Raw genomic sequence first — 25,108 nt, forward strand, 5'->3', positions numbered from 1 at the left:
AATGGGTCTGTGCCGGCTTACGGGCCCTATCTGTTCGGTTGCCATCCGCCCCCCATGGCGCGAACAAGGTCAATCCCTGCAACCAGACGGCGTGTCATGAGGGTGATCATATCCTCTCGTGCCTGCAGTTCAGCCGTCTGAGCAATAACAACCTGTAAATAATCCACAGCACCTTCACGATACTGGATTGACGCCAGTTGGTTTGTACGAGTGGCGGCGGTAACAGCCTCGTTCTGGCGTGACGAAGCATCAGCCAGATGATTGAGCAAGGCGAGTTGATCTTCTACTTCCCGAAAAGCACGTAACGATACCTGCCGATAATTTGCGGCTGCTTCGGTATAGGCGGCATGCATGGCAGCCAAATCGGCAAAACGTCGTCCACCGTCAAAAATAGCCAGAGTGGCGAGGGCAGGGCCGAGTGCCCACACACCTGTCCCGGCGGAAAAAAGTGTGCTGACGGTTGTTTCTGACCCGCCTGACGATCCGAGCGTAATGTTGGGGAAAAAGGCTGCTCGGGCCACACCGATCCGGGCATTTGCTGCTGCCACACGGCGTTCTGCCGCCGCCACATCAGGCCGCCGTTGCAGTAATAAAGACGGTGCAGTAATGGGAATGACAGGAACAGCCGCCAGGGATTTAACGGGCGGAAGCGAGAAAAGTGTTGGTTCTTCGCCAATCAATACAGCAATGGCATGTTCAAGCAGGGCACGATCGGCTGCTTGCTGTTCCAGTCGGGACTGTGTGGATGCCAGTTGGGTTCTTGCCCGCCCGACATCAAGTTCACTGGCAGCGCCGCCTGTAAAACGATTGGTAGTCAGCTGTAGTGCAGCCTCATAGGAGGAAACGGTCTGCCGCAATACCTCCATGCGAGCATCAAGGCCACGAAGCTGAAAATAATCATCACCCAGTTCGGCTTGCAGGCTGAGACGCATGGCCGCGAGATCATCTGCGCTGGCCTGAGCCCCTGAACGCGCGGCAGAAACGAGGTTGCGGATACGCCCCCAAAGATCCGGTTCCCAGGAGACAGTTCCTCCTGCCGCATAATTACGATAATCGAAGTAGGAACCGGTTTGTAAAAACAGGGTTTGTTCCCGTTCTGCACTCGCTGTAGCGTTAATCTGAGGAAAGAATTCGGCACGTGCCCTTCGCACCATGGCGCGTGCCTGATCGTATCGAGCAATGGCGGCCGCCAGTTGTGGGTTGCCTGTGTCGATCCGTGCTTCAAGTCCGTTCAGTTGCTCATCTTGCATGACGGCCCACCAGTCGGAAGACGGTATCGCCATCTCAGGACGTGTGGGCGTCCAGAGCCCACTTTCCTTGAATGTAAGCGGAAGGGCGGTCTGCGCCGGTTTTTGGTAATGCGGCGCAAGGTTGCAGCCAGAAAGGGCGGACAACAGCATAATCACAACCCCACGCCCTGTCAGATCGGCAGGCATGAAAATTCTCGCAAACCACAGGCGCTTTTTATACTTCTGATGCCGCGCGGATTGTCCTTGCCGCTCGGCCTCAACTGTCATGCCCATTCTCCTGAGGTTTCACCTCGTCACCGTCGCGCAGATCGTCTCTCGGGTTATCGATAATGGCGCTTTCAGAAGACAGTCCCGTGACCTCAAGTTCTGTGCCAAAATCGGTTAGAATGGTAATAGGGTGGATCTTGACGTGATGATTGGCCTCCATGACCGCAATGGTTGGGCCAGCGCGCCGGAACAGAAGACTACTGGCGGGAATGCGCACGGCGTTGGTGGTGCTGGTGCCGGGAAAGGTGAAGGCAATTTGGGCATAAGATCCTGGCTTCAGCAAATTCTCCGAGTTTTCGTAGAGAAGCTGAACAAGCATCGCGCCTGATTGTGGGTCAACGGCATCAGAAGAACGAATGAGATGGGCCTGAAAGGTTCTGCCCGGATAATCTGGCACTGTGAACGCAACGTCCATACCCTCGCGCATACGGGCAATATAGGCCTGCGGAACACTGACATAGATGCGAAGCTGTGAAACATCCGAAACAGTGAACAGCGGCTGTGCAGAAGACGCGCCGGCGACGATCAATGCGCCGATATCCGTCGCGCGGCTGGTGACGACGCCCGTAAAAGGGGCCACGATATGTTTGAACCCGGAGAGGGTTTCAAGCCGTCCCACTTCAGCCGAAGCCTCACGCTGCATTGCCTCGCTGGCTGCAAAATTTCCGCGCCGCTCATCCGTTTCCTGTTGTGATACCGCATTCTGTGCGTTGAGGCGGTCCCAGCGGCGGGTGGTAATTCCAGCCAGATTGCGCTGCGCGGCACGGGTTGCCAGCGCGGCGCGTGCCCCTTTCAGTTGCAGGTCCACATCGGGAGTATCGATCTCCGCCAATAGCTGACCTTCGTGTACCTTTTGGCCGATATCGGCATACCACCGCAGGAGATAACCGTTGGTGCGTGCGTAGACAGGCGCACTGTACCACGCTTGCAGCCGTCCCGGCAGAACCAGCTTATCTGGGGCCATGCCACCCGGATGGACAATGGTCACGGTAGGAATAGCTGCGGCAGCAGTGACTGCGTGAAGCTGATGGCGTGCATGTACACGCAGAAAAACGCCACTGGCCAGAATCAGGCCAAACGTTAGTCCCGCAGCCAGAATGAACCAACGAAGGCGCGGAGGACGCCCTGTTGCTTGTGATCTGCTGTTTTCCTGTGAGGGGCGGGGTATGACATCAGGCATGGGGTGATGCTCCATGCTCTCCATCCTGTCTGCGGCGATGGTAGATGATGGCGAACAAGGTCGGGACCAGAAAAAGCGAGGCACAGGTTGCAAAGATAAGGCCACCAATGACGGCTCGGCCCAGAGGCGCATTCTGTTCACCCCCTTCACCAAACCCCAGCGCCATGGGCAACATTCCGATAATCATGGCCAGAGCCGTCATCAGCACGGGGCGCAATCTGGTTTTTCCTCCCACCAGCGCCGCCTGCAACGCATCACCATGCTCGCTGAGTTGCTCACGGCAGAACGCTATGACAAGGATGGAGTTCGCTGTCGCGACCCCCATGCACATGATGGCTCCTGTCAGTGCCGGGACAGAAAGAGGCGTTTCAGTTGCAAACAACATCCAACAGATTCCAGCCAACGCCACTGGCAAGGCAAGAATGACGATGAAAGGATCTATCCAGCTTTGAAAATTAACGACAATCAGGAGATAAATAAGCACGATAGCGCCCAGAAGACCCGCACCGAGACCGGAAAAAGCCGTTGTCATGGATTGGTACTGGCCTCGTAATACAACGCTTACTGTAGCTGGCCGCTGATGATCCAGCCGCGCCAGGACAGCTTGTACATCAGAGGCAACACCACCAAGATCACGTCCATCACTGCCCGCAAAAATGTTGATGAGCGGACGAATGTTATACTGCCCCTCCACAGGAGACGTTGTACCGCGGGTAATCTTGCCCAATGCCCCCAACACCTGAAGCCGCATGGTTGACGCAACGCTGCCTGTTACAGGCAGGCCAATTACATCCGCCAGAGCCGCAATCCGGTATTCCGGCATCTGCACCGCAATGGGATAGGTCACATTGTTCTGCGGGTTCAGCCAATAGAGCGGTGCGGTCTGTGTCGTCCCTGCAATTGATGTTGCTATACTGTTGGTGACATCGTTTTCCGTTAAACCAAGCTGACTGATCCGCGTGCGATCTACATCAAAACGCAGTTCTGGATAATTGGCGGATTGCTGAATGCGTGCGTCAACCAGGCCGTCAATGTGGCGTATCGCACGTAGCACCAGTTCAGCGAACTGGCGTGTTTCTTCCGGCTTGGGCCCGACAATCTGAATATCGATAGGGGCGGGTGCGCCGAAATTGAGGATCTGACTGGTGATATCGGAGGGAAGGAAGGCAAATTCAGCCTGAGGGAAAAGCCGACGCAGGTCAGCACGCAATATGCGCACATAGTGTTGGGTGGGATGATGGTTCTCCTTGAGCGCAATCAGGATGTCACCATCTTCCGGGCCGATCGTGCCGGAGGCGTTATACGCGACGTTGATGGCACTATTCGGCAGGCCGATCGTATCAGCAATAGAGTCTACCTCATCGGCAGGAATACGTGCACGGATCTGTTTTTCAATATCGAGAAACAAAGCGCTGGTTTCTTCGATCCGCATGCCGATAGGACCCCGCACGTGAAGGGTCATCGCGCCCGCATCTACCGTGGGAAAGAAGTTGCGCCCCAAGAAAGGTAACAGCGCCAAACTGAGAAACCCGAAACAGAGAAAGCCAAGTACAAACCGCCAGCGATGCTCCAACGCGACTTCCAGCACGCCGCCATAACGCTCTTTAAACGCTTCAAAGTGATGCTCGAACCTCTGCTCAAAGCGCGTGAAAATACCCGGACGCGCTTTGTTCTCCCTGTCATGCGGCCGTAGCAGGAACATGGCCATCGTCGGGACGAGTGTGCGTGACAGAAGGAAAGACATCATCATGGCGAATATGACGGCCAGCGCCATAGGCACGAAGAGAAAACCCGACACGCCGGGCAAATAGAACATCGGTACAAAAACAATGCAGATGCAGAGCAGTGAAAGGAAAGCAGGAACGATAATTTCACCTGAGCCGTCAATAATGGCGGCATGAACATCCTTACCCATCTCCAGATGTCGTTCGATATTCTCGATTGTGACCGTTGCCTCGTCCACCAGAATGCCGACGGCCAGCGCCAGCCCCCCCAATGTCATGACATTCAATGTCTCGCCAAGCGCTGAGAGAATGGCAATTGCACCCAGAATAGACAACGGAATGGAGGTTGCTACGATCAGGGTGGAACGCCATGAACCCAAAAAGAGCAGGATCATTAAACTGGTCAAACCAGCTGCAATCGCCCCCTCACGCAGAACACCACTTACGGCGGCCCTGACAAAGAGCGACTGATCATTGACGGGGGTGACCTGAAGCTGTTTTGGCAGCCCGCGCACAGCATCGGGAATGGTTGCCCTAATCCCCTCTACAATGGCGATGGTTGAGGTTGCCCCCGATTTGAGAACAGTCAGCATGGCCGACCGCTGACCATCCACATGCACAACATTCTGCTGTGGCAGGGAGCCATCACGCACATGAGCAACATCACGCACACGCACCACCGCCCCATTCACAGTCTTGATAGGCAACATATTGAGTTGCTCGACAGACAGCGGAGCGTTGTTTAACCGGAAATTATATTGATATTCCCCAATCTTGACAAAACCGGCTGGGGTAATCTGGGTTTGCATCGCCAGTGTGCTGGCCACGTCCTGTCCGGACACGCCGCGCGCTTGCAATTGCGAAGGATCGAGATCCATCTGGATCTGCCTCACACGGCCACCATTAGGGAAGGGGAGGGCGGCGCCTGGCACCATGACAAGTCGGGTACGGATGAAGTTGAAGCCGTAATCATAGAGCTGCTGTTCGGTCAGCCCCGCCCCAGACAGACCAAGCTGAAGAATGGGTACGGTTGAGGCATTGTAATTCAGAATCAGGGGAGGGGTTGTTCCGACCGGCAACTGACGCAGCAATGTCTGCGCAATCGCGGTAACCTGAGCGTTGGCAAGGCGGATATCTGCGCCGGGCTGAAAAAAAATCTTGGTAATACCGATACCCGTCAGCGCCTGCCCCTCAATATGTTCGATATCATTAACCGTTGTGGTCAACGACCGCTGAAAAGGAAGCTGGATACGGCCTGATACGTCCTGCGGGGATAGGTTGGTATAGGTCCACGCAACCGCAACAACTGGAATAGCGATGTTGGGGAAAATATCCTTTGGCGTACGGATTGCCGATAGAACGCCCGCAATCACGATCAAGATCGCCATAACAATAAATGTGTAAGGCCGCGAGAGCGCCAGACGAACAATGGCGTTCATGGCGACAGAAGGCTATTCCGTGGAGGGGGCTGCAAACGCACGGTGACAACGAACGCACTGTCTCCTGAGTTACAGACCTGTTTGCCACTCCTTTGATGATGCATGAAGTGGTGTCTTTCGATGATGTAGAGAGAGGACCCTTTGCACTTGTGTGAGATGGTCCACTTTAAAGAGAGATGTCGATCCCAGATGCGTGGCACCTGATTGTTCACCTCTGAACGATCATGGCGCATTTCCGGCCATATGTAGAAGCCTCGTCTTCAATCGAAAGGCTTTGAGCGGGTTCACATTTGGGTGAAAAAATAGCGAGAACCTCGGCCTCCCATAAGCAGCTTTCTCTCATCTATTCTTTACACAGAATGGTTTAAACGATTTTCCTGCGATCAATGCTCATGGTACACAGTGTCTGATCTGGTCTGACGTCAAGACATGATTGCCGTGAGGAAGAACTCTCGTGTCGATAGGTCGTTCCCCATAATCATGCCGCAGGAGCATAATAATGGACAAAAATGGACCTGCGCCTCTGCACCCGGAGAACTCTGCGTCTACTGGGGGTGAGAGCTTAAAAAATACAAAATCGACATTTGCGGCAGAGATAAGCTCAGCAGAAAGACTTTTATCTGCTCCGGTCTTTCCGGACTTAGCTGATAGTACTCTCGCCCGCATCGTCCAGGACATGAACCAGAACGGCTTCGGCATGGTGGAGAAGTGTATTGACGAGGCACACCTGTCTTCCCTGAGAGCCTTCATTATGCAGAAGGTTGTCGAACAACGCGGCGAATATGGTCCTTTTGATCCCGGTCACTCAGGCAGCGATTCCTTACTGAATGCGCTGTCTCTCTCATCCGAATTCAATCGGTCCTGCCGGACAATCTATAGATTAGGAACGGGAAAAACTGGTCCAGATCAAACATTTTATCACATCCTGCGCTGGTTTTCCGGCGACACGGGGGAGCAGCACGCTTATTTCTTTCATTATGATTCCTATGTCCTTACAGTGCTGATACCAGCCGTCATGCCATCAAGAGGCCCGATGGGCGATCTGATCATGTTTCCTAACCGACGACCGATCAGAAACACTTATCTGACTAATCTTTTCGATAAGGTTCTGCTGGATAATCGACTGACGCAACGCCTGTTGAAAAAAGCGATGCTTTTGAAGCTCATAAAACCGGTTCGCGTGCAACTAGAACCCGGGAATGTCTATTTCTTTTGGGGATATCGATCCGTGCATGCCAACGAGCCTTTTGATCACGATCAGATCCGTGCCACAGCCGTCTTCCATTATGTCAATCCACATGCGGATAGCCGGATACGGGCTTTCATAAAGCGCTAGAAACCGGGGTAACGAGCGTAATATGGCTTTATACAAGGAGCAAAGCGTACCACGTGTTCTGCATAGGAAAAGCTATTGAACATGACACATTTATCAATTTTACGACTTTAACAGCCTGCTGGCCGCCAATTGCGCCAAGTCGGTGCAAGGCCCCAAAAAGGCCGATTTAGCGCGCACGTCTTCATACATATCCCCGTGAAAAGCGAGATTATCTCTTGAAACCTTTTCCTGACAAAAGGAAGACTGAAGGGGCAAGAGAAGGAGTATGAACAATGAAGAGACGCTTTTTCAATTCCGTCCTTGCCGGGCTTGGCCTTTCTCTGGGCGAGGGAGGCGTTCGTGCCGCAGGTGCGGCGACCCCAGTGCGGGTTGAAAGTTTCATTTTGCATCCAAATAGCTGGGTGCCTAACAATTCTGTATTACCCGTTATCCTCTATCGTAATGCGCTGCCCACAGGTGGGGATGATCCGGCTGCGGCGTTTGAAGAACTCTTTCAGAAGAATGGATGGCCGCCCCAGTGGCGGAACGGCGTTTATTCATTTCATCATTACCATACGTTGGGGCATGAAGTGCTTGGTTTTTCCAAAGGAACGGCGAAGCTCATGCTCGGTGGCCCGGGCGCGCGTGAGGTAGATGTGCAGGCTGGCGATATTGCGCTTCTCCCGGCCGGAACCGGGCATATGAATCTGGAATCGGATGCTGCGTTTGAGGTGGTAGGGGCCTATCCACCCGGCCAAGAGTTCGACATTGTCCGTCAGAAACCTGACGCTGCACAACGTCTTCGTTTGGAGAGTTTGCCGTTCCCGGCATCTGACCCTGTTGAAGGGGCGGGTGGCTCGGTCAGTAAATTATGGAAATACCAGTGACTTATATTACGCGACGAACAATGCTTGTCGGGCTATCCAGCCTTATCTTCCCATGGCTCTGTCGGGCAGAAAGCGCACCGTTAAAAATCGGATTGATTGGTGCAGGCCAGGTGGGCAGTACACTTGCCAAGTTCTGGGTGGACGCAGGATATCACGTCATGCTCTCAGCCCGATCATTGGATGAAGCGCAGCAGCAGGCGGCACAACTTGGCTCCCTTGCTTCCGCGGGTACACCGGAGCAGGCATCTGCATTTGGTGACGTTGTGGTGTTGGCCGTGCCTTACCGAGCAATTCCAGCACTTGGTAAGCAACTAAGTGGGGTAGTAAAGGGGAAAATTCTGCTTGATCCGAGCAATTTCTATCCGTCTCGGGACGGTGCCATTGCCGCTACTGCCGCGCATGATGCAGCAGGCATCACGACCCAGCATTATTTTCCCGGCGCTCGCGTCGTGCGCGGTTTTAACTCCATTGATATGAGCGTTCTGCGCACGGAGGCTCATCGTCGTCCGCCTCTGCTGGCTGTTCCGATTGCAGGTGACGATCCTTCTGCTGTGAGGGCTGTCGCAGATCTTGTGCGTGCAGCAGGGTTTGATCCGGTTATCACGGGAGATCTGGCAAGCTCCATTGCGTTTCAACCCGGAGGCCCCGGTTTTGAAGTGAAAACGGACGCGACCAGACTGAAAGCTGTGCTTGCCCGAAAATAGGAGGGTTTCACCCGCATTTCAGACCGCAGGCAGGGAAACTTAAGACACTTTCACCTAGCCCCCGATGTTGGGACGGTAACACTAACATTCTAGTGATATGCACACTTAGGTTCTGTAGGTTCATGCGTAAACAACGAGAGACAAGGACTGCGTGGCGCCTAGAAAATTTAAGAATATCCCATTGAATTAAAAAGAAAAACCCGCCTCCCTCGAAAAATCAGTCTCCGTGCCCGGGTAGAAAAGTGCCCGATTTCACAAAGTTGCCAGCAACTCGCCTGAAGGGAAATATGATGATGGACGAGAAGATTTCAGCAGTTCTCGATCGCTATCACGCACGGATGCACGAGGAGCGTGCCGGGCCTCGGACAGAAGCCCCCGGCGGTCGCGATGGAGGTCAGGATCAGCGCATGCGTGCTATTGGGCCGGAGACCGGGCAGATTCTGAATATCCTTGCCCGAAGCCTGGAGAAGCCAACTATCCTCGAACTTGGCACGTCTTTTGGTTATTCCGGTATCTGGCTGGCAGATGCTGCTCGCGCGTCTGGAGGACGGCTGATTACGATGGAGTTGCACGAATACAAAAGCGCTTACGCAAAGAAGATGGCCGAACAGGCTGGTCTGGCAGGGTGGATCGATTTCCGTATTGGCGACGCCGTGCAAATGATCAGGGAATTGTCTGGAAAGGTAGATTTCGTTTTCGTCGATCTGTGGAAGGATCTGTATGCTCCCTGCCTGGAGGCATTTTACCCCTACCTCAATGAGGGCGCGATTGTTGTGGCTGACAACATGATCCGGCCCGGAACGGAAGACGTGAAACGTTATGGCCGTGCAATTCGTGCTTTGCCGGGCATGTCCAGCGTTCTTTTGCCGGTCGGCACAGGAATTGAGGTGAGCCGCTTTGAAGATACTGAGAAATAAGAGATAAGACTATGTGAGAAACCAGCGCCGGAGTGGCTTCGCCTTTCCGGCCCGAGGAATGAAGATGTAACTGACTGTAGGTCAGCACAATGGTGTAGGAATTTGATGCGGAACTCTATTTTTGTGGTTAGCGGATTGCTTCCAATTATCACGCTTATTACGGCATATGGGTCCCCCACATTAAAGGCTGAATCGCTCCCAACATCTTCGGTAACAAACATGCCCGCCAATCAGACGCAATCGGCGATGACGGCAGCAAAATCATTTCTGACAACCTTTGATGCGCAGAGACGTGCCTCTGTGCAGTTTCCGTTTACCCCACTTAAACACGGCACCTTGGCCCGCTTCCGCAGGAGCGCACCCAACCAGCCCGTGCAACCCGTGACGGATGCGAAGGCCGCATCCCCAACGGCACGCGGGCCGGGAATGGGGCCGCCGGGTGGTTTTATTGGTGAACAATACGGGACAGCAGTCTGGTCAAATTTTCCGGTCAGTGATGTGCCTCGTCCAGGCATAAGAATGGGGCAGCTAACGGCAACGCAACGTGAGGCCGCGTTGCATCTTCTGGCCACCCTTCTGAGCACGAAGGGGTATCAGAAGGTTTTGGACATCATGGGGTCCGATCAAGCGCTTGCCGACGGTGGCACACCTTTCGCTTCAGGCAAGGCAGCCTATACCATTGCAATCTTTGGTCAGCCGTCAGAGACAGCTCCATGGATGGTTCAGTTCGGTGGCCATCATCTGGGGCTGAATATTGTTATCGACGGTGCACACGGCGTGATGACCCCAACGCTGACTGGGGCGCAGCCAGCACTCTATCAGGCAGGTGGCAAGACTGTGCGTGTTCTGGCTGGTGAGAACGACAAGGCGTTCACGTTTCTGGACTCTCTGAACGAGAAACAACGCCAACAGGCTATTTTGAGCTACAAGGTAGAAGATCTGGTTCAGGGGCCGGGCCATGATGGTGAGACGATTGTTCCCGAAGGATTAAAGGGATCATTCCTGACAACTGCTCAAAAGGACATGTTGATGGGAGTGATCAGCGAATGGGCAGGAATCATTAATGATACGTATGCTGCACCACGCCTGAAGGAGATCAGAGACGATCTGGACGAAACCTGGTTTGCATGGAGCGGTCCGACGACGCATGAACCGGACCGAAATGGTTCATCCTACTACCGGATACAGGGGCCGCGCCTCCTGATCGAATTCTCGCCGCAAGGTGTCGGTGATGATCCCACTATGCATGTGCATACGGTCTATCGTGATCCGACAAACAGTTATGGCAGCCGGTTTACGCTCCCATGAGCCTCGGAAAAAAAGGGCTACTCGCTGCTATCGTTCTCATGACGTCGTTTTCTTCGGCATCAGCGCATCGGCTGGACGAATATCTCCAAGCAACCACGATTGATCTGGCGCAAGATCTTGTTACACTCCGCTTAAGGCTGACGCCAGGCGTGGACGTGGCTGAAAGAGTGCTCAAGCAAATTGACCAAAACGGCAATGGAATTCTTACACCCCAAGAGCAACATGCGTATGCTTTGCAGGTAGCTAGGGGACTGACTTTTTCGCTGAATGGGAAAACTCTCCCGCTACGGCTGGCGGTAAGCACGTTTCCCGCCATTGTCGAATTAAAAGCAGGAACCGGCGTGATCAGTTTGCAATTTAACGTCCGGACTTTTCTAAAGAAGGGCTCTTATCATCTGGCCTATCTTAATCGTGGCTCCGGTCCTGATACAGTTTGGCTGGTGAACTGTCTGGTTCCTCATGACCCATCTCTACATATTTTGGGGCAAAAGCGGTTAGTCGATCAGGCATCCTACGCGCTTGATTTCTTGATTGACTAAGACGAAATCTCCGCTCGTTCATCCTTATGAATTTGCTCTCATCTGATAGTTGTTTCTTGGGTAATCAGATGAAGACGCTCTCTTAATCTCTGTCAGGTTGGGAACACACGTCCTTCGCCCATTGCTGAGCGCAGGGTAGGGTACTGCCACATATGTTATGGTGACGGCTACTGCAACGTCGCCTCTTCATGAGGGAGGCTGCATGCTAAACAGCACGACAGATATTATAGTGATCTGAAATTTCTGACTGATCATACTCTCAAACGGAAAAGCAGAAGGAACTTACTTTGCATAATGCGGATTTTAGTTCGTGGCATAGCACCCTGATAACCATTATTGGGCTGGTCTTACTCACTTTGCTTGGCGTAGGTGTTCGGCTGCTCATGATGCTGACAATTCAGCAGCGCAGAGAACGTTTAAACCGGCAAATCAATGAGCGCGTCAAAACGTTGATTGCGGCTTATAAAACATTGGGAGGCTCCTTTACGGGCGATCTTAGCGTTAGTCCGCTCCACTTAAAGGATATAAAAGAGCGTAACGGTGACGTACCGGATATAGCCTCCCTTGAGCTATCAGGCAGTTCGGAACGTGCCCGGCGTATCCGAGACGCGGTTGAATCCGCTCTTTCAGATATCATTCTCCTTGGAACAGAAGAGCATGTGCGTCTGGCCGTGCGGGCTGCCTCTGAGCTAGCTCAGGGCCGAAATGTTCATACACATGATCTGGTTGTGGCTTTGCGAGATTTCATTCGTAAAGCACTGGATATTGAACGCATACCGTCGGACCTTGAGCTTCCCCGCCAAGGCCCCAGTCGACCTTCCGGCGGCTCCGGAGGGCGTGAAAAAGGAGCAGGTAGTCAAGATGGCGGAGGAAAAGGTGGCGGAGGCGCTGGAGGAATGGGAGGAGGAGGCATGGGCGGAACTATGGGTGGTGGCCTTTCGGCCGATGGAGACGCTGACACTTCTACCAGCCATCACCCATAACGTGCATGATGGCGCTTCGGCAATGATTGCTACTTTTTCAAGTAATGTTACTCTCCGGTCCACACGTTAGGCTTGTCGCAGCAGGTGGGTGCTTGCACGCACCTCATTCAACATGAGTAAGGAGAGTAAAAAACTCTATGCGATTTCCAAAGCTCGGAATGATAGATCATGGAAGAGAATCTCAATTATCTTTCAAAGAGTAATGGTAACCAGATGTAATACCCCGTCATCGCGCAGGAGAATGGTATTTGTATTTTCCAGCAAAACATCGTCCACCACAATGGAGCGAGGTGTGTTGTAGCTTACTCCGTTAGGGTTTTTGATTAGGAGTTTATACTGAGCACTTCGCCAGCGGAGTGTCACCTCAAATTCAGGCCATTCCCTGGGAATACAGGGGGTGATTAAAAGTTTTTCACCTTCAATACGAATACCAAGAATGGATTCAATTCCTACGCGCTGCATCCATCCTGCTGATCCGGTGTACCATGACCAACCACCTCGTCCATTGTGCGGGGGCTCAGAATAGATATCCGCCGCAACAACATAAGGTTCCAGTTTGTAACGGTCAGACTGCTCCTGCGTGAGGCTGTGGTGGATGGGATTAATCATGCTGAACAGGGCGTGGGCCTGATTACCGTCTCCCAACGCGGCAATGGCCATGACAGTCCAGAGGGCTGCATGCGTATACTGACCACCATTTTCCCGCACACCAGGCGGATAGCCCCGGATGTAACCTGGGTCGGGTGTCGCTTTATCAAAGGGGGGCGTGAGAACGAGGATCAGTCCGTCATCCGGGCGAACGAGACGCTGAAGGGCGGAGTGGATGGCGTGGTGCGCCCGTTCTGGAGAGGCCGCGCCGGACAGAACAGCCCACGATTGTGAAATGGCATCAATCTGGCATTCCGTGTTGTTATGAGAACCGAGAGGGGTGCCGTCATCAAAGTAGGCACGGATATACCAGTCTCCATCCCATGCGCGTTCCAAGGCACAGGCGAGTTTTTCCGTGTGGTTCTGCCATCGTGTGGCGCGTACGGTATCATGGCGTTCAAGAGCAAGAGGGATAAACGTCTTGAGCGTGCTGTAAAGAAACCAGCCAAGCCAGACACTTTCTCCACGGCCCTGTTCTCCCACCCTGTTCATGCCGTCGTTCCAGTCCCCGGTGCCCATCAACGGCAGTCCGTGCGTGCCAACGGAAAGGCTGTGATCAAGTGCCCGGGCACAATGCTCGAACAACGTGGCTTTTTCAGAAGAGAGGGCAGGAACCATAAAGTGGTCATGTTCTGTCAGGGGGAGAAGAGGGGCTTCAAGGAAGCCGACCGTTTCGTCCAGAACTGCGGTCTCCCCTGTGGTCACAACGTAATGGGCAACAGTGCAGGCAAGCCAGGTGCAGTCATCGGAAATATGGGTGCGCACGCCTGCGCCGGTTTGGGGAAGCCACCAGTGTTGAACATCTCCTTCAGCGAACTGACGGGATGCAGCACGGAGAAGATGGGTCCGAACAAGTGCTGGAGAGGATAAGGCAAGCGCCATTCCGTCCTGAAGCTGATCGCGGAAGCCAAAGGCTCCACTCGCTTGATAAAACCCTGCGCGAGCCAAGACGCGGCTGGAGAGGGTCTGATACAAAAGCCAGCCATTCAGCATGATATCCATGCTTCTATCAGGCGTTCTAACCTGAACGGCATGGCATATTGTGTTCCATTTTTCCGTAACCGTTTGAAGAACGACATCAAGATCTGCATTACGATACTGGGTGATCAGATTTCTAGCTTCGGTCTCATCCGCAGCTTCCCCCAGAAGAAAGACAATTTCCACCCGGCCATTTGCAGGAAGAGTCACAAGGGTTTGCGCGATACCACATGGATCAAGCCCTGCTCCTGTCACGCTTTGCAAGCCATCTGGATGCGTAAAGGCTCTGGGGTTGTCCAGTGAGCCATTACGCCCAATAAAACCAGTCCGATCACCTGCGATTGTTGTGACGTAGCTACCAAGATCGGCGAACGCCACGCGGGTTCCATACGTGTCATCCCAACGGTTTCTCGCAAAAAGCGCCCCCGTTTCAGGGTCAGTTTCCGTTGTTATGAAAGATGCAGCTTTCGTGCGGGAACTCCCCAGCACCCATTCCACATAGCTTGTTATGGACAAGGTGCGGGGATGTCCGGAAAGGTTATGAAGTTGAATGCGCGAGAGCTTTATAGGATCTATTGTCGGGACATATTGCAGCAAGGTGCAGGCAATACCGTGGGCTATCCGCTCATACCGGGTATAGCCTCGGCCATGATGGGTGACATAAGTCGCTGCGGCATCTCGTCGCGTGGCCGCAGTCAGACACCAGAGGGTACGCGTTTCTTCATCACGAAGGTAGAAAACCTCTCCAGGCGGGTTGCTCACCGGGTCATTGGACCAAGGTGTGATCTGATGTTCCCGGCTGTTGAGTGCCCATGTATGGCCACTTCCCTCTGCCGTTGCCTGAAAACCAAAGTTCTCGTTGGCGATGACATTAATCCAAGGAGCAGGCGTCGTTTTTCCTGGTGCCATCACCACAACGTAGGCCTTACCATTGTCTGCAAACCCGCCGTATCCATTGAAGAATTCCAATTCAGGAATACTCGGAATATCAAATACTTCCGGAGTGGAAGACGAACTGGGTAGAAAGGATGGCGGGATTTGAGCGGCTAGGGATTCAGCCAGATCAAGCTGTTCTGCAAGACTATCCCTTGCTTTTAAAACAACGCGGGCGACAGACAATAGCAAGGCCAAGGCACTTGGAGCAAGAAGGTTGGTTCGCAAAATGCGAACAGAGCCACCGCCTGTTGCCGCTTTAGGAAGAGAACGCACCAGATTTTCCAGCGAGGTCTGAAGATCTTGCATATAAGAAGACGGATGATCGTTTAGAATAACAAGATCAATAGCCAGTTGTTTCAGGCGGAAATATTCATGTGCCAGCAGGATCTGACGAACAATATCTGTATCTGAATTTTCCTTCACACTTAGAACAACAAGAGGAAGATCACCTGAAATGCCATGTTCCCACAACGCCTTCTGCGGACCGGCGCCGAGCCTGATTTTTTCGGAAGGAGCCCGCAAGGAAGAACCAGAGAAGAGAACATGCGCAGCCAGACGTTGAAACAGATCTGCCTCAGGGGGGGTAATATCGAGATGCCTTAACTGGATTTGTGCCTGTGTCCAGGCAAGTGTCCTTACACGGTCAAGAGCGGCAGCGTCCTTGTGCGTATCTATCAGGTCAAGAAGCTTTTCGCGTGATGAGGCGGCCATCGTCCAGAAAGAAATCCGGGTTGTGCTCCCAGGTTTAAGTGTTGCCCGGCAGCGAAGAGAAAAAGACGCATCAAGAACGGTGCCTGTCCGCCCGGACAAAGCATTTTTCCCTGTCATGGCAGCAGGTGAACGAAGGGTACGGCCTCGACCAATAAAGGCTGCACGGTCTGTTTCCATACTGACAGCAAGCTTGGAGACAACCAGATGTGCGACCCAAATTTCCGGCTCATCCGGGCTTCGCCGTCTGCGCGTCGCAATAAGGGCTTTGGTTTCGGGCAGATATTCAGTCTGCACGAACAGTTTCGTAAAGGCGGGATGAGCAAGATCCGCATCCTGAGAGAGTAGAGCCAACTCAGCATACGATGTGATATCGATTTCCACTGTCTCATGACCCGTATTGGAAAGCGTGAGGTGCCGGACCTCAGCATCATCCTCCGCTGAAACCATGATATCCAGCGTGGTTGTCATAAAGCCATCCCGGCGTGAAAATTCTGCACGGTCCTCATGAAACGCGACAAGATAGTCATCTGGTATCGTGCCGCAAGGCTGGATACCAGATGACCAAATATAGCCTGTCTTTAGATTTTTCAGATAAAAATAGGCCCCGTAATGATCGAGAGTTCGGTCTTCTCTCCAACGGGTTAGCATTTGCCCTTGCCAGTTGCTGTAGCCAGAACCGGCAGATGTCAGCATAACGGTGTATCGTCCGTTTGAAAGAAGGTGTGTAACAGGCTCCTGCGTGTAAGCTGTGTCATAATAGCGGCCGGCACGCGCAGCCGTATTCGAAGGGACAGGCGGAAGAGCTTGTTCGGTAGGTAAAGGGCGGGCAACCGCACCCTTGTCAGGTGCACGCTCCTGCAGAAGCAATTCTGCAGATGCAATGACAGGATCATCATGAAAACGTGCTCTCATGATGCCGTTCAGGACGGTATCGGCAACGGCGAGAATGGACATTCCTTGATGGTGCGCCATGTAAGCGTGAACAATCGCAACTGTCTGATCTTCCGGAACACGCTCAGGAGTATAATCCAACGCTTCATAAAATCCGTATCGACCGCGTGCACCGATTTTTTCCAGAATGATGAGGTTGGCCACGGCTTTCTGCGGATCAATCATAGCAGCCAGCATGGTGGCATAAGGGGCGACAACCATATCCTGTGCAAGACCGCGCTTCAGACCTAGTCCGGGCACGCCAAAATTTGAATACTGATAGGTGTATTCAAGATCACGCACGTTATACGCCGATTCAGAAATACCCCACGGAATATTCCTGCTTTGTCCGTAAGCAATCTGACGTTGAACAATCAGCGCATTGGTTTCCTGTAGAAGGCTACCTATGGGAGCGCGCATGACCAATGAGGGCATGAGATATTCAAACATAGAGCCGGACCAGGATATAAGGGCTGCCCCGCTGCCAGAAGGCGTAATGGCTCGCCCCAACCGAAACCAGTCCCTTGCGGGGACATCGCCTTTGGCAATGGCAAAATAGACAGCCAATCGTGCCTCGGAAGCCAGAAGATCATAACAATTGCTATCCATAGCGTCTTCCGGAACCAGAAAGCCTATGGAGAGCAGTTTTCGGGAAGAATCTCTCAGGAAACTGAAATCCATATCGTCAGCCAGTTGACGGGCTTGGTGCTCCAGAGCCTGCAGGCGCCTCGATAGCCCTGCCTGCATAGAGGGACTGAGATCACGAAGATGACTTTCCAAAGCACGCAAGGGAGTGGTAGCCCAGAATAAAGGGTCTGGGGACGATATTTCAGCCATATTTTTAGCTGCTGGAAACAGATGTGCTGCATGCGTGGCAATCGTTTCAGCCCGTTTGATAAGAGAGGCCAAAGAACGATCTGTTTTATCTTTAGGAGCAGATAAAACATCACTTTTCAGTTTTCCAAGAGATCGAAGAAGAACACGCTGCTGTTTGGTAAGCGGCAGGCGCTCTCCGTTTCGGAAAGTTATTTCCATAATGGCGATTGTAATGGCATCAGAGAGCCCCGCCCGCCAGTCGTCATTGGGGGGTGTTTGGGTCAACCATTCCCGGCATGTGCTGGCAACAGTTATAAGATGGCCAGCCAGATTACCGCTATCAACTGTGGAGACATAAAGCGGATTTAGGGGAGAAAGGGTTTCCGTATCATACCAGTTATATAAATGACCGCGATATTTCTGTAGTTTTTCAACTGTTTTCAGGGTCGCTTCCAGTCGCTCAACAGTCTCCTGCAGGCCACACCACCCAAAGTCTCGTGCGCTGATGGTGCACAGAAGATAGAGGCCAATATTGGTAGGAGAAGTGCGTCGGGCAAGAACGGGGCTTGGATCTTCCTGAAAGTTGTCTGGCGGCAACATATTGTCAGATGGCGTTACAAACGTTTCGAAAAAAAACCACGTCCGACGTGCTGCAAGGCGTAAGGTCCTGATGTCTGTTCTGGATGGACGAGACTGGGAGGGAATGATTGGAGAACGACTGGTCCATAAGGCAAGCGCAGGCGATAGACCCCACAATACCGCCAGAGGACCGGATAAAAGCAACGTCTCAGGTTCGGACCATGCAACGTAGGCTGTTATCAAACCTGCAAAAACCGGCGCAGGAAGCATCCGGATGTAATAGTCCTTCATGCCGGCTTCCAGTAGGCTAACGGTTTGAGCTGCTGGAACCCATTGCAACAGGAAACGGCGTGTTATGAACACGCGTACAAGTGTACGGCTTATCGCATCAGCCATCAGAAAAGCCTGATGAGCCATAAAAGTCAGGTTAAGCGCAGTCATGATGCCAGCATTCGCTGCATGAGACGCAATGACGCTGAGATAACTACGAAGTGTGATCCATTCCCGCCTAGGGAAAATGTAGGGCAATACCGGCAGGAACGCAGGGAGACCGGCCATTACAAGAACAAAAAGCGTCCAGATGGCTGCATTTTCAGGAAGAAGGAACCAGCATGCGAGCAGTGTGAGAAGCGTAAAAGGAGCCCAAAGAGTTCGGCGCAGATTATCAAGCATCTTCCAGCGTGCAATCCCGGACAGACGGTCATGCGGGTGGGTTGTTTTGGCTGTACCTGAGATGATCCACGGAAGAAGTTGCCAGTCTCCGCGCGTCCAGCGATGAAGGCGTTGAGAGGAAACCAAGTAATCCGTTGGAAATTCTTCCACAACCTCTATATCAGAAGCCAGTCCAGCCCGTGCAAAAATACCTTCAAATAGATCGTGGCTCAGCAGGGAGGCTTCAGGCACACGTCCCGCCAGTGCTGCTTCAAAGGCATCAATGTCATAAATGCCTTTTCCTGCGTAGGATCCTTCTCCAAACATATCCTGATAAAGATCTGATATAGCAGCAGAATAAGCGTCAATTCCGCTGGATGTAGAATAAATTTTTTGGAATAATGTGCTCTGATGTCCGACCGGTAAGGATGGGGTCACACGCGGTTGCAGAATAGCGTAGCCTTTTTCCACACGCCTTGTTTCCGGGTTAAACTGGGCGACGTTAAGCGGGTGGGCAATTTTCCCGACCAGTCGCCTAACCGTTTCCAGCGGCAGGCGTGTATCTGCATCCAGCGTGATGACGTAGCGTACACCCTGCGGTATATGACGGTAAGGGTCTTCAAGAAACGTGGTGTCTGTTGCACCACGGAGAAGGCGGTTGAGTTCATGAAGTTTTCCGCGCTTGCGTTCCCACCCCATCCAGACGCCTTCGCTTTCGCTCCAGATACGACGACGATGAAGAAGCAAAAATCTGTCGCCGCTCTCACAAGAGCCAAAACGCTGATTGAACAGCTTTATGCCGTCAGCAGCCTGTTGCAGAAGCACGTCATCGTCTGGAGCATGCTCATCATCAGAATCTTTCCAGTCTGACAGGAGTGCAAAATGAACACTTTTGTCATGAGTGGCCAAATAATGCATTTCCAGTCTTGCCAGAAGTTCCTTGATAGTTCTTTCATTTGTCAGAAGAACTGGAATGACCACTATAGTCCGCAAATGGCTTGGCACGCCTTGCAACAGTTCAAGGCCCGGCAGCATGGTGACTTTTACTGCCCGAAGAGCCAGCCTATTAATACAGGCTATGGCTGCTTCCGATGTAGGAATACTGGCACATATTATAATAACAGCTAACCAGAGGGGAGGAGAATACTGACCTTCCGAAATGGAGATGGGGATACTGAGAAAAAAGAAGGAGAGCAGGAAAACAGCAATACTGTAGCCTGTAATTCCATGGCGGCAAAAATTGCGCACAAGCTTTCTGGAAAGAGGAGAACGAAATCCGATTTCTTCTTCAAGGATAAAACGTTCTTCCATAAGAAGATAATAGCCAGGGTCACTTCTGCGAGGGTCAGCCGGATTTGTTGACTGTGCTTTCTTTGCTAACGCAATTGCACGATACGCAATATCAAGTTCTGATTCCTTGCTACCGAGCGCCAGATCTTCAATGGCTTTTCGGTAAAGATCCCGGCTTGCAAAATCGGATTCCGTAAAGCTTGGGTAGTCTGCAAACGCCTTATCAATCAGGCACACCTGTTCAAAGATCTCTGACCAGTCCTGCCCAGCAATCATCCTCAGACTGGTTATAATATTGCGAATTGTTGCGTTGAAAGCCCCTTGTTCCTGTAAATCATCCCGAACAGTATCTTCTATACTGCTTTTTTTATCGGCCAGACGTTGCCCAAGCCAGACGAGAACCGGGTCTTTTTCTGCATCCAGCCTCCTTGAACGGTGAACAAGGCGTGCGACAAAAGCTGGTGTGAGCGTTACAGGGTCAATGGAAGCAAGAACCTTCTGAATATCTGGTTTCTTTTCTTTGCGAGTGTCCTCCAGTGTGTCAGCAAGACTATCCGCAGCGCGGCGGCTGTTATTATTTTCTATAATGGCATGCGCCGTGCGGCGCAGATTTTCAATCAGAACAATACGTAATGTAATAGGAACAGCCCAAAGCTCTCCAACTGTAAGAGGCGAAACACTTTGATAAGCCAAAAGATAACGACATAAGATATCAGGTTGTAAGTGGCTGTCTGTATGCGCGATAAGGGCCCATGTGACACCAAACACGCGTGGAAGACCCTCAAAGGGCCCACTCGCCAATTTAGGGAGGCGCGCATAGTAGGCAGGCGACAGATCAAGGCTTGTTTCCCTGATCTGCATGTCAATAAGCGCATAATTGTCGGCAAGCCATTGTGCGGCGGGCGTAAGTTGCTTTCCTGCTTGCAAGGCTTCAGTAATGGCAAGATCTGTTTTACGGAGGAATACCCCATTTTCAGCAAGACGATGTTTTAAGGGGTGGCTGCTTGCGCTGGCTTTGTGAGCAATCGTCTGGGCGGTAGCCAAGCTACGAGCATGAGCCTCAAGACGCTCGATGCCGAAGATTTCACTTTTAATAGGCTTGCAATCATCTTGCCAATACTCCGGCATGTTCAATCTGAACATACGCCTCCATAAGGAGGTATTGGAGTAGCCGGCAGTAGGCCCTTCTTGCTCAAGGGAAGCCTTAGAAGCATCCATGCCGTTACTCCGTCCTATTTATGTGGAAAATGAACTGTTTTTCTTGTTTTTGTTTTCAAAAAATTATTTATTTACCTGTTTCGTAATATTTTTTTACTTCGCAGAAACCTGTATTAGAAAATAACCTTCAAAAGGAATAATGTGGTCCTAATCAAAAGATTTATTTATTATAACGGTAATTGTCCTTTCCAAGAAGGAGTGTTTATCAGCAACTGTGCCGAAGACAATTTTGCTCCTAACAGGCTGAAGTTTCACAGTGCTTCCTCCCTGATCACATAGCATCACAGAAGAACAAAAAATCTTGGGTTTTAGAGGAAAATCAGAGGCTGATTGTAATTGGGGACAAAGGGTCTAATGGCGCTTATAACGTGCGGGAAGACATATTGTTCCACGTTTTAGGCTGACCAGAAAAAAGAAACTCATAATTCGTTTGATCTGATCATGACGCTCAAGGCGTGTATGGTCTACGCAGTATATATTGCGGCCAAACAAACGCGTGAATTATCTGATCAATGCCAGCCATCGTGAGGTCAATGGTTAGGAAAACCTTATTCGACTTTTTAGCAATCAATATCAATAAGTTAAGATTTTAAGGCGATAAAAAAGGGGGGGGGCGACCCTCGAGATGGTTTTCCGGGTGGGGCCGAATGAGTGTGTGGCCCACATCCATACGGAAGAGTTGCTCTATACATGCCAGCTCTGATGAAGTGCGGTTGCACCAGATTACCTTTATGGGCTCTCGATCAGATGACGAATGCGCTCCCATGCTCAGGAACGATATTTCGCTTTCTGGGTGGTCTCAGGGTTTTCCGAACTAAGCCATGGATAAAGCAGGATAGCTGCAACGCATCCAACAAACCACGAAATGCCAGGGAAATCTGCCAAGATAGGAAGAAACCCGGAAGCATTTGCAAGACTTGCTGACAAGCAGAGCGTCAGGACCGTAGAGCGGTTTATGCCATTTTCGTACCAATAAAGCCCTTTAGGAGAAAGAGAATATAGATCTGGCACCGAAATTGATCTGTCGCTCACAATAAAGTAATCAGCTATAATAATTCCATAAAATGGGCCAATTAGACTGGCCAGAAAGTCCAAAGTGAAATGCATAGCGGCAGGACTATTGTATAAATTCCAAGGCGTTATAAAAACCGAGAGAAATGCAGCCAATAGTCCAGCTGCTCGCCAACTGATTTTTTCAGGCGCAAGATTTGAAAAATCAAAAGAAGCAGAGACAAAATTCACCACTACATTAATACCAGCCGTTGCAATCATAAAAGCAAGTATCGCAATAATGATAACGGTCACATTATCAGTTTTAGAAACTGTTTCAACCGGATCTGTAATCCGAACGCCAAATGCGGGCACAGTCAACGCGATTGTGGAAAGCGTAAGAGCCGTAAAAGCCAGAAAATTGACTGGTAACCCCCAGAAATTACCACGTCGGATATCCTTTATATTTTTTGCGTAACGTGCGAAGTCACCAAAATTAAGCATGGGAGCCGAAAAATAAGAAATAGTAAGGGTTATCGTCATGATAAAAGCGGAAAAAGCACCTCGGGAGGATGTCTCCACGCTGGTAAAGCTAAGGCTTTGCTTGATGGCATGTAAGCCGTGAATAAAACCAACACGTTGCAGAAGATATAAATCCAATGCAAGCATAACAACATAAATAAGGGGACCGGCCCATTCCGTAAAATGTTTTATAGACTCTATACCACGCCAGAAGACGGCAGCCTGAAGTAACCAAAGGGCCAGAAAAGCGAGCCAGCCAAGTGCAGACAGGCCCGCCAAACTATGTTGGCCTGTCCGTCGTCGAAAGATTTGGGACTATGGATGGTGTGAAATAACGGAGGGTCTGGCCCATCTGATTATGATGTTTAGGCGGCACGCTGCTGATGAAGCAAGCGTCGTTTCTGGATGGTAGCTCTTTTGATGCGCTCACGTTCGAGCAGGATTGTCTGCCCCCGTCCGAACCAGACATCTGCCGGCGTGAGATTGTTGAGGCTCTCGTGATAGCGGCGCTGATTATAGTTTTCGACGAATGCCTCGATCTGGCTTTCGAGATCTCCAGGCAGATAATAATGCTCAAGAAGCACGCGGTTCTTGAGCGTCTGGTGCCAACGTTCGATCTTCCCCTGTGTCTGGGGATGGTTGGGAGCGCCACGCACATGATCGATGCTGTTCTGATTTAGCCATTTCGCGAGTTCGTCAGCAACATAACAGGGGCCGTTATCGGAGAGCAGTCGCGGCCGGTGTCTGACCGTGGCTTGATGAAGCCCTGATGCCTGCAAGGCGAGTTCCAGCGTTTGCGTCACATCGGATGCGGCCATGGTCGTGCACAACTTCCAGGCGATGATGTAGCGTGAGAAATCATCAAGGATGGTCGACAGATAGAACCATCCCCATCCGATAACCTTGAGATAGGTGAAATCCGTCTGCCAGAGCTGGTTCGGCGCTGTTGTTTTTGTATGGAAGCTCTCCGCCGCCTTGATGACGATGAATTTCGGACTGGTGATCAGGTCATGGGCCTTGAGCAGGCGATAGACCGAGGCTTCCGAGACGAAATAGCCCTGCTCGTCGGTGAACCGCACGGCAATTTCACGAGGCGACAGTTCCGGCGTCTCCAGCGCCAGATCAATGATCTGTGCACGGATATCGTCCGCGATGCGGTTCCATATCCGATTGGGTCCAGAGGGTTTGTCCGCCAGGGCTTCCGGGCCGCCCGTCCGATAGAGATCGCACCAGCGGTGAAAGGTTGAACGCGGGATACCAATCTTGCCGAGAACCTGCCGAACCGGCAGGGCTGATTGCTCGACAAGGCGGATGATCTCGAGCTTTTCCGAAGCCATATATCTCATGCGGGGTCTCCCCCAGCCCCGATCATGCTTTTTTTAAGCAGGCGCAGTTCCAGTGTCTGCTCGGCCACGACCTCTTTCAGGGCCCGCGCCTCGTCACGCAGATGACGGACTTCACTGGTTGTGGCGTTACGCGCCGTATCGCCCGCAAGTCGTTTCTTCCCGGCTTCAAGAAACTCCTTCGACCAGGAATAATACAGGCTTTCGGCAATACCTTCACGGCGGCACAGCTCAGCTATGCTGCTCTCGCCCCGCAGGCCATCAAGCACAATGCGGATCTTCTCTTCCGCCGAATACTGCCGACGCGTCGCCCGGCGGATATCGCGGATCAACCGTTCCCCCGATGTCGTCTCCGGCAAGGATTTCTGGCTCATACTTCACTCCTTCGTCGTTACGATGAGCCAGAAATCCTCCATTATTCAATTCACCAATTTCGTCCCATAGATCCTGACGGCGGACATGTTGGCCAATATCAGCCCAAGAGGAGAGAGCGGGAGCGCATTTCAGAATAAGGACGACGAGCGCGTTTGAGGCCAGCCACGTTTGGATGCCATACCAGCAAACTGCGATAACACCGCGTACGAAAGCCGGAATAAGAGCCCCCTTAACCCCAAAAGAGGCACGGCAGATAACTGGGAAAGGCGCACCTGTTTGCTGACTGGGAACAGCGACAAGATTACAGAGTATCTGCACCAGGAGAATGCCAACAAGAAGCCCAATGGCAACGGCCATTCCCGGTAGATCACTGGCAAACAGGTTACCAAGTGTCACATATGTACCAACGCTGTGAACATCAGACATCCAGAAAGAGAGATAATCAAACCACGACCAGGTTCTCTCCGTTGTCGGGAGAAGTGCGCTATTGGAAAGGCTTGCATTAAGTTCAACGTGCCTGCTGTGAGAAAACGAAGCGGGCTCAGACATCAGGAAGTTTCTCCAGCCAGGAAAAAAAGCGGGACAGTTATGCCAGAACTGTCCCGCGT

The 25,108-nt window shown here is 51.9% G+C and carries 14 protein-coding genes; 7 read left to right on the top strand and 7 right to left on the bottom strand.

Features of this window, described 5'->3' with window-relative positions; all coding sequences use genetic code 11:
* Positions 1-26 precede the first annotated feature (26 nt).
* From ASN_RS16310 to ASN_RS16320, 3 genes are read right to left on the bottom strand one after another with little or no spacing between them, the layout of a single operon-like run.
* Entirely contained in the window at positions 27-1,517 is a 1,491-nt protein-coding gene (locus ASN_RS16310) for an efflux transporter outer membrane subunit (RefSeq protein WP_231948286.1), read from the bottom strand.
* Positions 1,507-2,697 carry an efflux RND transporter periplasmic adaptor subunit gene (locus tag ASN_RS16315; protein ID WP_231948287.1) on the bottom strand — a complete coding sequence of 397 codons (1,191 nt, stop codon included), beginning with the start codon at positions 2,695-2,697 and terminating at the stop codon, positions 1,507-1,509. Before ASN_RS16315 ends, ASN_RS16310 begins: the two co-directional genes overlap by 11 nt.
* A complete protein-coding gene (locus ASN_RS16320) occupies positions 2,690-5,860 on the bottom strand; it encodes an efflux RND transporter permease subunit (protein ID WP_058988834.1) in 3,171 nt (1,056 codons plus the stop codon). Before ASN_RS16320 ends, ASN_RS16315 begins: the two co-directional genes overlap by 8 nt.
* 499 nt (positions 5,861-6,359) lie before the next feature.
* Between ASN_RS16320 and ASN_RS16325 the strand changes: the two genes are divergently transcribed.
* The 7 genes from ASN_RS16325 (at position 6,360) to ASN_RS16355 (ending at position 12,513) form a co-directional block, all read left to right on the top strand.
* Positions 6,360-7,196 carry a hypothetical protein gene (locus ASN_RS16325; RefSeq protein ID WP_006557208.1) on the top strand — a complete coding sequence of 279 codons (837 nt, stop codon included), beginning with the start codon at positions 6,360-6,362 and terminating at the stop codon, positions 7,194-7,196.
* 272 nt (positions 7,197-7,468) lie between these two features.
* The gene (locus ASN_RS16330; RefSeq protein ID WP_058988835.1) at positions 7,469-8,062 is read left to right on the top strand and encodes a hypothetical protein; all 594 of its coding nucleotides are present in this window, start codon (positions 7,469-7,471) and stop codon (positions 8,060-8,062) included.
* Positions 8,059-8,766 carry an NADPH-dependent F420 reductase gene (locus ASN_RS16335; RefSeq protein ID WP_330937289.1) on the top strand — a complete coding sequence of 236 codons (708 nt, stop codon included), beginning with the start codon at positions 8,059-8,061 and terminating at the stop codon, positions 8,764-8,766. The genes ASN_RS16330 and ASN_RS16335 overlap by 4 nt, the downstream gene beginning before the upstream one ends.
* A 287-nt stretch (positions 8,767-9,053) precedes the next feature.
* On the top strand, positions 9,054-9,683 hold the full coding sequence (locus ASN_RS16340) for an O-methyltransferase (RefSeq protein ID WP_197603305.1): 630 nt from the start codon (positions 9,054-9,056) through the stop codon (positions 9,681-9,683).
* 219 nt (positions 9,684-9,902) lie between these two features.
* On the top strand, positions 9,903-10,991 hold the full coding sequence (locus ASN_RS16345) for a DUF3500 domain-containing protein (RefSeq protein WP_407922287.1): 1,089 nt from the start codon (positions 9,903-9,905) through the stop codon (positions 10,989-10,991).
* Positions 10,988-11,530 (top strand): hypothetical protein, encoded by a 543-nt coding sequence (locus tag ASN_RS16350; protein WP_058988838.1) that lies wholly within the window; start codon positions 10,988-10,990, stop codon positions 11,528-11,530. Before ASN_RS16345 ends, ASN_RS16350 begins: the two co-directional genes overlap by 4 nt.
* Before the next feature lie 287 nt (positions 11,531-11,817).
* A complete protein-coding gene (locus ASN_RS16355; protein ID WP_231948288.1) occupies positions 11,818-12,513 on the top strand; it encodes a hypothetical protein in 696 nt (231 codons plus the stop codon).
* Positions 12,514-12,705: 192 nt separating this feature from the next.
* On the opposite strand, the gene ASN_RS16360 is transcribed toward ASN_RS16355, so the two are convergent.
* The 4 genes from ASN_RS16360 to ASN_RS19060 form a co-directional block, all read right to left on the bottom strand.
* Positions 12,706-21,270, bottom strand: coding sequence for a GH36-type glycosyl hydrolase domain-containing protein (locus ASN_RS16360; RefSeq protein ID WP_058988839.1), 8,565 nt, complete (start codon positions 21,268-21,270; stop codon positions 12,706-12,708).
* Between the two features lie 768 nt (positions 21,271-22,038).
* Positions 22,039-23,061 (bottom strand): cytosine permease, encoded by a 1,023-nt coding sequence (locus tag ASN_RS16365; protein ID WP_058988840.1) that lies wholly within the window; start codon positions 23,059-23,061, stop codon positions 22,039-22,041.
* An 86-nt stretch (positions 23,062-23,147) separates the two neighbouring features.
* Positions 23,148-24,499, bottom strand: a protein-coding gene (locus ASN_RS16370; RefSeq protein WP_099048284.1) for an IS3 family transposase whose coding sequence is annotated in 2 segments (ribosomal slippage) — positions 23,148-24,163 and positions 24,163-24,499 — 1,353 coding nt in all. Because the reading frame shifts where the segments join, the coding sequence is not laid out codon by codon here.
* Positions 24,387-25,049, bottom strand: a complete 663-nt coding sequence (locus ASN_RS19060; RefSeq protein ID WP_082666745.1) for a cytosine permease — start codon at positions 25,047-25,049, stop codon at positions 24,387-24,389. The genes ASN_RS16370 and ASN_RS19060 overlap by 113 nt, the downstream gene beginning before the upstream one ends.
* Positions 25,050-25,108: the final 59 nt, after the last annotated feature.

This window comes from Acetobacter senegalensis, assembly GCF_001499615.1.
Classification (GTDB): domain Bacteria; phylum Pseudomonadota; class Alphaproteobacteria; order Acetobacterales; family Acetobacteraceae; genus Acetobacter; species Acetobacter senegalensis.

Coding starts and splice junctions, on each gene's coding strand:
- ASN_RS16320 (WP_058988834.1), bottom strand. CDS start 5,860: ATGAACGCCATTGTTCGTCTGGCGCTCTCGCGGCCTTACACATTTATT.
- ASN_RS16310 (WP_231948286.1), bottom strand. CDS start 1,517: ATGACAGTTGAGGCCGAGCGGCAAGGACAATCCGCGCGGCATCAGAAG.
- ASN_RS16345 (WP_407922287.1), top strand. CDS start 9,903: ATGCCCGCCAATCAGACGCAATCGGCGATGACGGCAGCAAAATCATTT.
- ASN_RS16340 (WP_197603305.1), top strand. CDS start 9,054: ATGATGATGGACGAGAAGATTTCAGCAGTTCTCGATCGCTATCACGCA.
- ASN_RS19060 (WP_082666745.1), bottom strand. CDS start 25,049: ATGTCTGAGCCCGCTTCGTTTTCTCACAGCAGGCACGTTGAACTTAAT.
- ASN_RS16330 (WP_058988835.1), top strand. CDS start 7,469: ATGAAGAGACGCTTTTTCAATTCCGTCCTTGCCGGGCTTGGCCTTTCT.
- ASN_RS16360 (WP_058988839.1), bottom strand. CDS start 21,270: ATGGATGCTTCTAAGGCTTCCCTTGAGCAAGAAGGGCCTACTGCCGGC.
- ASN_RS16315 (WP_231948287.1), bottom strand. CDS start 2,697: ATGCCTGATGTCATACCCCGCCCCTCACAGGAAAACAGCAGATCACAA.
- ASN_RS16325 (WP_006557208.1), top strand. CDS start 6,360: ATGGACAAAAATGGACCTGCGCCTCTGCACCCGGAGAACTCTGCGTCT.
- ASN_RS16350 (WP_058988838.1), top strand. CDS start 10,988: ATGAGCCTCGGAAAAAAAGGGCTACTCGCTGCTATCGTTCTCATGACG.